Genomic DNA, 7,693 nt, shown 5'->3' with positions numbered 1-7,693 from the left:
CGGCGGCCGCCCGGCGGCGCAGCGACGAGCGCGCCGCCCGCCGCTACCGGGACGAGGAGGAGCGGACCCCCCGGCGCTCCCGCGTCGACGCCGACGCCCGCTACTCGGCCCCGCCGGAGAGCGGCGGCCGCCACTCGTCCCCGCCGGACACCGGCTCCCGCTACTCCACGCCGCCGGACGCCGTCGCCCGCTACTCGGCGCCGCCGCGGCGGGACGAGGCGGAGGAGCCCTGGGACAGCCCGCGCCGCTGGGAGAGCCGGCCGGTCTCCGGCGAGCCGATCTCGGCCGGCCCGATCTCGTCGGCGCCGCGCAGCGGCAGCGGCCGGCACAGCGTCGAGGAGGACGTGCCGGAGGAGCCGGACTACTGGCGCCCGCCGGCCCGCTACGCGGCCGACGACGCCTTCGTCGACGACACGCCGACCCTGGTCGACCTCGCCTCCCGGCGGGCCCTGCGGGCCTCCGGCGAGAGCCGGTCGAGCCGGCGCAGGCGGGCCAACGCGGACGCGGTGGACGGGGCGTACTGGGCCGGGCTGCGCGGTGAGGCCAGGTGATGCGGACGACCGTGCCACCGGTGGCCTGCGTCGGCGAGCCCCGGCTCACCGCCGGCTTCGCCGAGTTCGGCCGGCTCGACCTGCTGGCCCACGAGGAGGTGCACGGCCCGATCGGGCCGGTGGAGCCGGCCGCCCTGCTCCGGCTCGCCGAGGCGATCGACCTCAAGGGCAAGGGCGGGGCCGGCTTCCCGTTCGCCCGGAAGCTGCGCGCGGTGCTGGAGTCCTGCGAGCGGCAGGACCTGGCCGCCGTGGTGGTGGTCAACGCCACCGAGGGGGAGCCGGCGAGCTGGAAGGACAAGGTGCTGCTCACCCGGGCCCCGCACCTCGTCCTCGACGGCGCGGCGCTGGCCGCGTACGCGCTGGACGCCGAGGAGATCGTGATCGGGGTGGCCGACGACGACGTGGGCCGGCCCTCGCTCACCGAGGCGTTGCAGGAGCGGCGGATGCCGGTGCCGACCACCATCGTCACCGTGCCGCACCGGTTCATCTCCGGCGAGGGCGGCGCCCTGGTCAACGGGATCAACGGGCTGCCGCACATCCCGCCGGGCACCAAGAAACGGTCCAGCGACTCCGGGGTGAACGGACTGCCCACCCTGCTCTCCAACGCCGAGACGTACGCCCAGCTCGCGGTCGCCGCCCGGATCGGCCCGTACGAGTACGCGGCGCTCGGCACCGACGACGAGCCGGGCACCGTGCTGCTCACCGTCACGGGGGCGGCCAAGCGGCCGGCCGTGGTGGAGTGCGCGGCCGGCACCCCGCTGCGGGAGATCCTGGAACTCTGCGAGGTGCCCGACGGGCCGGGCATCCTGATGGGCGGCTACCACGGCAAGTGGATCACGCCGGAGGCGGCGGCGCGGGCCGAGGTCTCCCGCAGGGGGCTCGCCGCGGTCGGCGGCACGCTCGGTGCCGGCATCATCGTCCCGCTGGGCCGGGACACCTGCCCGCTCGGCGAGGCCGCCCAGGTGGTCCGCTACCTGGCCGGCGAGTCCGCCGGGCAGTGCGGTCCCTGCAAGATGGGCCTGCCCGACCTGGCCCGCGCCGTCGACCTCGCGGTCTCCGGCAGCGCCCCGATCGAGGTGGTCCGTGCCGCGGCCGGCGACGTGAAGGGGCGCGGCGCGTGCAGCCACCCCGACGGCACCGCCCGGTTCGCGCTCTCCGCCATGGAGGTGTTCGCCGAGGACCTACGGCTGCACGCCACCGGCGAGGGCTGCGGCAAGCGGGTCAAGGGCCTGATGGGACTGCCCGGCGCGCCCGACGGCAACCCGCAGAAGCTCACCCTCGACTGGTCCCGCTGCGACGGGCACGGGCTCTGCGCCCACGTGGTGCCGGACTTCATTCGGCTCGACGGCAACGGTTACCCCGCCTTCCCCGCCACCCCGGTGCCGACCTGGCTGCGGCAGGGCGCGCTCAAGGCGGTCAAGGTCTGTCCCGAACTCGCGCTCCGGCTGGTCAAGGCCGAGTAGCCGAACCCCGAGGAGACGCGGATGCGCCCACGTACCGCCCGCCGCCTGGCCACCGCCGCCGTGCTTGCCGCCACGCTGCCCGGCGCGGCGTCCTGCGCGGTCGGCCCCGAGCGGGCCACCCCGGTCGGCGTGGTGGCCGCCGCGTCGCCCACCGCCGGGTCCGCGTCGCCCGCCGCTCCGGTGGTCCCGGCCCGGGTGCCGGAGACGCTGTCGTTCAGCGCGAAGACCCTGGACGGTACGGCGTTCTCCGCCGCCGCCCTGGCGGGCAGGCCGGTGGTGCTCTGGTTCTGGGCGCCCTGGTGCGCCACCTGCGCCAGCCAGGCGTGGACGGTCGCCGAGATCGCCCCGAAGTACCGGGACACGGTGCCGATCGTCGGCGTCGCCGGCCTGGGCGAGCAGAAGGCCATGAAGGAGTTCGTCACCGAGTTCGACCTGGCCGGCACCCCGCAGCTCGACGACCGGTCCGGGACGCTGTGGCGCCGGTTCGAGGTGGTCGAGCAGAGCACCTTCGTGATCGTGGGCCGGGACGGGCGGGTGGTCCACCAGGGCTTCCTGGACGGGGAGTCGCTGACCCGCCAGGTCGACGCGCTGGCCCGGGGATGACCGGGGGGCTGCTGCTCGCGCTGACCGCGGGCATGCTCGCCGCGGTCAACCCGTGCGGCTTCGCCATGCTGCCCGCGTACCTGTCGCTGCTGGTCGCCGGCCCCGCCGGCGGTCGCGGCGCGGTCGGGCGCGCGCTGACCGCCACGGCCGGCCTGACCCTCGGGTACGCGCTGGTCTTCGGCGCCTTCGGGCTGGCCGTCGCGCCGCTGGCCGACTGGCTGCGCCCCCGGCTGCCCTGGCTGACCGTGACCCTCGGCGTCCTGCTGGCGATGGCCGGCTGCTGGCTGCTCGCCGGCCGGCGGCTGCCCACCCCGCGCCCGTTCGCCCGGGCGCCCCGGCTCACCCGCACCTGGCCGTCCATGGCCCTGTTCGGGGTGGCGTACGCGCTGACCTCGCTGACCTGCGCCATCGCCCCGTTCCTGGCGATCGTGGTGACCAGCCTGCGGGCCGGCTCGACGCTGCGCGGGCTGGCGCTCTTCGGCGCGTACGCGATGGGGATGGGTCTGGTGGTCGGGGTGGCCGCGCTCGGCGTGGCGCTGCTGCGCGGCCGGCTGGTGGCCCGCCTGCGCGGCGCCGGCGCGTGGGTGCCCCGGCTGAGCGGCCTGGTGCTGCTGGTAGCCGGCGGCTATGTCGCCTGGTACGGCTGGTACGAGGTGCGCCTCGCGCAGGGCCGGCACGACGCCTTCGGTGACCCCGTCGTGCGAGCCGCCGCCCACGTGCAGCAGGCCCTGGTCCACACGCTCGCCGCGGCCGGCCCGGCGCTGCTCGCGGCCGCCCTGGTGCTGTTGTCGGTGGCCGGCCTGCTGTGGAGACGGCGGCGGGGGCCGGACGAGCCGACCCCCGCCGCACCTCAGGCGGTCAGCGGACCGGGGTGAGCCGGTCGGTGCCGAGCTTGTCGCGGAGCACCTCGGGCACCACGACCGAGCCGTCGGGCTGTTGGAACTGCTCCAGGATCGCCGGGAAGAGGCGGCTGGTGGCCAGGGCGGAGCCGTTGAGGGTGTGCACGAAGCGGGTCTGCTTGCCGCCCGGCTCCCGGTAGCGGATGGCCGCCCGGCGGGCCTGGTAGTCGCCGCCCCAGGAGACCGACGACACCTCCTTGTACTTGCCGGTGCTCGGCATCCAGACCTCGACGTCGAGGGTCTTCTTCATGGCGGCGCTGGAGTCGCCCGCCGCGAGCAGGCTGGTCTGGAAGTGCAGGCCCAGCTTCTCGACCAGGCCCTCCACGTGGCCGACCATGGCCTCCAGCGCGGCGCCCGCCTGCTCGGGCAGCGTGAACTGGAAGATCTCCACCTTGTTGAACTGGTGGCCGCGCACCGTGCCGCGCTCGTCTGAGTGCGAGCCGGCCGCCTCGCGCCGGTAGCACGGGGTGTAGGCGAACGCCTTCAGCGGGAGCTTGGCGGTCTCCAGGATCTCGTCCTGGAAGGCGCCGAGGATCGCCGTCTCCGCGGTGGGCAGCAGGAACTGGCCACGCGGGGCGGACTGCTTGTCCAGGTGGTAGACGTCGTCGTAGAACTTCGGGAACTGGCCGGCCGCGAAGCCGGCGCTGTCCAGCAGCAGGTGCGGCGGGAGCAGGAACTCGTAGCCGGCCTCGATGTTCTGCTCGATCAGCCAGTTGACCAGCGCCCACTCCAAGCGGGCGCCGAGGCCCGTGTACATCCAGAAGCCGGAGCCGCCGAGCTTCACCCCGCGCTCGTGGTCGACCAGGCCGAGCGCCCGGCTCAGCTCCACGTGGTCCCGGACCTTCTCGACGGCCGGCGGCTCGCCGAAGGTGCGCAGCACCCGGTTGGCCTCCTTGCCACCGGCGACCACGTCGTCGGCGGGCAGGTTGGGCAGCTCGCTCATGGTGCCGCGCAGCCGGGACTGCACCTCGTCCAGCTGGGACTCCAGCTCGGCGAGCTGCTTGCGCTCGGCCTCCGGCGCGGCCGGCTCCGGCGTGGCGCCGGACCGCTTCGCCTCCGCGTACGCCCGCGCCTCGGCCTTGCGGCGCTGCCGCTCGGCGTCGATCTCCGTGATGAGGGCGCGGCGTTCCTGGTCGAGCCGCTGGATCTCGTCCAGCGCCCGGTTGACCTCGGCGGGATCCAGACGCTTCGCCAGCGCGGTCGCCACCGCCTCGCGATCCTTCCGGATCAACTCCATGTCGAGCATGCTGCTCGTACGCCTCCGTCCAGGCAGTCAGGTGGGACCCCCAGATGCTACCGTCGCGCCCGGTTCCGCCCGCCCCGGCCCGCGCAGGCCGCCGTCCGACCAGGCGTCGACGCCGACCCGCCCTCGGCGGTCACTGTGGGTGACAGCATCCGTCGGCGGCGACCAATTGTGACGGTCAGTGACGAGCGCTGGACTCGGTGGCAGTCGACGCCGCGGTCCTGTCCGGTCACGAGCTGTTGACCTGCCTGTTCGCTCGCACACCCCGCCAACCCCGCCCCCACCCACGACCGACTTTGCTCTGCAGCCACGGACGCATCGGTTGCGGTCCGTGCCTGCTGCGCGGATGGCTGCAGAGCAAAGGCGCAGTGAAGGTGGGGTGGGGGGTGGGCGTGAGGATGACGCAGGGTGACAGCGGGCGTGCTTCGCGCGAGGGGGCGAGACGTCCTGCGCCCGCCACGGTCGGTCCGGGTCAGAGGCGCACCGGCATGAGGATGGAGAAGACGTCCTCGTCGTCGGGCCGGCGCACGGCCAGCGGGGCGATCGGCCCGTCCAGCTCCAGCACGAGCTGGCCCCGGCCGCCGGCGTCCAGGGCGTCGAGCAGGTACTCCCGGTTCACCCCCACCCGCAGGCCGTCCGGGGCGTCGGGCCCGACCACGCGCAGCCCGCCCCGGTCGTCCAGGCCGAGCACGACCACCTCGTGGTCGATCCCCGCGTACTCCCGGAGCAGCACCGGAGCGCCCTCGGCGGTGAGCTCGCGCCGCAGCGCCCCCACGTCGACCGGGATCCGGTGGACGGGTGCGTCGCCGACCTGCCCGTGCAGCAGGCGGCGGTAGTCCGGGAAGTCGTACGGCAGCGCGGCGGCGCTCACCGGCCGGCCGGCCACCGAGACCTCGACCCGGTCCGGGGCCACGGTGAGGTACGCCTCCGGGGTGGTCCCGGCGCCGGTGTCGAGCAGGGCGCGCAGCGCGTCCACCGCGTCCGCCGGGAGCAGCGCGTGCACGGGCGGGCCGTCGACCTTTCCGCCGACCCGGGCCACGGCAAGCCGGTGCCGGTCGGTGGCGACCAGCCGGACGCCGTCCGGCTCGACCTCCAGCAGCACGGCGGAGAGCACCGGCAGTTCCGGGTCGGTGCCGACGGCGAACCGGACGGCGTCCACGGCGGCGGCCAGGTCGGCGCGGCGCAGCACGAGTCGGGTGGTGGTCATGGGGGTCTCCTCCGGATCGATCAGGGCGCGGATCCGGGAGAGTTCACGGCGGGCGTCGGCGAGGCCGTCCTCCAGGCGGCGCAGGTGCGCGTCCAGCAGCCGGTGCACCGCCGCCGGCCGGTGCCGGTGCCGCAGCGCCTCGGCGATCCCGGCCAGCGGCATGCCGACCCGGCGCAGCCCGGCGACGAGACGGGCCGGGGCCACCTGGTCGTCGGTATACCAGCGGTAGCCGGTCGCCGGGTCCACCAGCGCCGGCACCAGCACGCCGGAGCGGTCGTAGAACCGCAGCGCGCTCACCGTCAGCCCGCTGGCCCGGGCCAGCTCGCCGATGCTGCGCAGTTCGCTCTCCACGACGCCGGATCCTGGGCCCTCAACCCGGTCGAGGGTCAAGCGTCCAGCACCCGGAACGTGATCCCGGCCCGGACCAGCCGGTCCAGCAGGGCGTCGCCCATCGCGGTCACCGGGGTCACCTGCCCGGCGGTCGCCGGCAGGTCGTCGAAGGCCAGGCAGAGCGCGGACTCGGCGAGCATCTTGGCGGTCTCGTCGTAGCCGGGGTCGCCGCCGGCCACCTCGGTGCGTACGGTCCGGCCGCCGCCGGTGCCGACGAACCGGACCCGGAACCACGACTTCGCCCGCTGGGCGGCGCTCGGCCCCTGGCCGGAGGAGAGCCGGCCGAGCAGCCACCGCCGGGTGGGCGGCAGCTTCACCAGCCCGACCACGCCGGCCAGGCCCACCCCGGCGGCCAGCACGGTGGGCAGCCGCTTCATCGCGGCGAAGTGGCGGTAGCGGAAGTCCGGGCCGTACTCCGGGCGGGCCGCGGCCGAACGGCGGACCACCTGCGGGTCGATGGTGGGCAGCGGCACCGCCCACAGCCCGAACTCCTTGACCCGGCCGACGCGGCCGGGCACCGCCCGGACCCGGCGGCCCTCCGGCCGCGGCTCGACCGCCTTGCGGGCCTTCGCCGCCCGGCTCATCTCGCCGGACCGGGAGAACGCGGTCAGCGCCGAGTGGTACGTCCCGGCGGAGAACCGCCCGCCGGCCCGGACGTAACCGTCCACGGTGACCGGCCCGCCCGTGGGCAGCTGCCGGACCGTGAACCAGGCGCCCAGGTCGTGCGGGATCGAGTCGAAGCCGCAGGCGTGCACCAGCCGCGCCCCGGTGCGCACGGCCTCGGCGTGGTGCCGCACGTACATGAGGTCGACGAACTCCGGCTCGCCGGTGATGTCGAGGTAGTCCGTGCCGGCGGCGGCGCAGGCCGCGACCAGCGGCTCGCCGTGGTGGACGTACGGGCCGACGGTGCTGGCGACCACCCGTGCGCTCTCCGCCACGGCGCGCAGCGACGCCGGGTCGGTGACGTCGGCGGTGAGCAGCGGCAGCCCGGCCAGGTCCGGGTCGATGGCGGCCAGCCGGTCCCGCACCCCGGCCAGCTTGCCCGGGTTGCGGCCGGCCAGCGCCCAGCGCAGCCCGTCCGGGGCGTGCCGGGCCAGGTACTCGGCGGTCAGGCCGCCGGTGAACCCGGTGGCGCCGAAGAGGACGAGGTCGTACGGGCGGTCGTCGCGCATCCGCCGAGTGTGCCACCGTTACCTCTCAGTGCACTCTAGTGAGCACACGATCGGTAGTCTCGCCTTGCGGTGAGACGGTCCCGGTCTGACCCGCGGTGGCGGTGCCGGGTTCACGCTTCACTGCCACCTGCCCGCGTACGCGGGTCTTCTGGTCGGCTCCACGTG

General features: G+C 75.5%; 6 protein-coding genes and 1 pseudogene. 4 read left to right on the top strand and 3 right to left on the bottom strand.

Annotated elements, in window-relative coordinates; all coding sequences use genetic code 11:
• The 4 genes and pseudogenes from B0E53_RS30745 to B0E53_RS30730 form a co-directional block, all read left to right on the top strand.
• Positions 1–551 (top strand): annotated as a pseudogene (locus B0E53_RS30745) (hypothetical protein); the annotation flags it as partial.
• Positions 548–2,014, top strand: a complete 1,467-nt coding sequence (locus B0E53_RS30740) for an NADH-quinone oxidoreductase subunit NuoF family protein (RefSeq protein ID WP_107079189.1) — start codon at positions 548–550, stop codon at positions 2,012–2,014. The pseudogene B0E53_RS30745 and the gene B0E53_RS30740, both read left to right, overlap by 4 nt.
• 21 nt (positions 2,015–2,035) lie before the next feature.
• Entirely contained in the window at positions 2,036–2,617 is a 582-nt protein-coding gene (locus B0E53_RS30735) for a redoxin domain-containing protein (RefSeq protein ID WP_107079188.1), read from the top strand.
• Positions 2,614–3,492: a cytochrome c biogenesis CcdA family protein gene (locus B0E53_RS30730; RefSeq protein ID WP_107079187.1), complete on the top strand. Its 879-nt coding sequence runs from the start codon at positions 2,614–2,616 to the stop codon at positions 3,490–3,492. The genes B0E53_RS30735 and B0E53_RS30730 overlap by 4 nt, the downstream gene beginning before the upstream one ends.
• Here B0E53_RS30730 and serS read toward each other — a convergent pair.
• The 3 genes from serS to B0E53_RS30715 form a co-directional block, all read right to left on the bottom strand.
• Positions 3,476–4,762, bottom strand: coding sequence for a serine--tRNA ligase (gene serS / locus B0E53_RS30725; RefSeq protein WP_107079186.1), 1,287 nt, complete (start codon positions 4,760–4,762; stop codon positions 3,476–3,478). The genes B0E53_RS30730 and serS overlap by 17 nt on opposite strands.
• A 469-nt stretch (positions 4,763–5,231) precedes the next feature.
• Positions 5,232–6,305: a MerR family transcriptional regulator gene (locus tag B0E53_RS30720; protein WP_107079190.1), complete on the bottom strand. Its 1,074-nt coding sequence runs from the start codon at positions 6,303–6,305 to the stop codon at positions 5,232–5,234.
• Positions 6,306–6,352: 47 nt separating this feature from the next.
• Complete coding sequence (locus B0E53_RS30715; RefSeq protein WP_107079185.1) at positions 6,353–7,528, bottom strand: saccharopine dehydrogenase NADP-binding domain-containing protein; 1,176 nt, start codon at positions 7,526–7,528, stop codon at positions 6,353–6,355.
• Between the last annotated feature and the right edge of the window lie 165 nt (positions 7,529–7,693).

This window comes from Micromonospora sp. MH33 (genome assembly GCF_003013775.1).
Taxonomy (GTDB): domain Bacteria; phylum Actinomycetota; class Actinomycetes; order Mycobacteriales; family Micromonosporaceae; genus Micromonospora; species Micromonospora fulviviridis.
The sequence above is the reverse complement of the archived record's forward strand: the minus strand, read 5'-3'. Positions and strand labels throughout refer to the sequence as shown.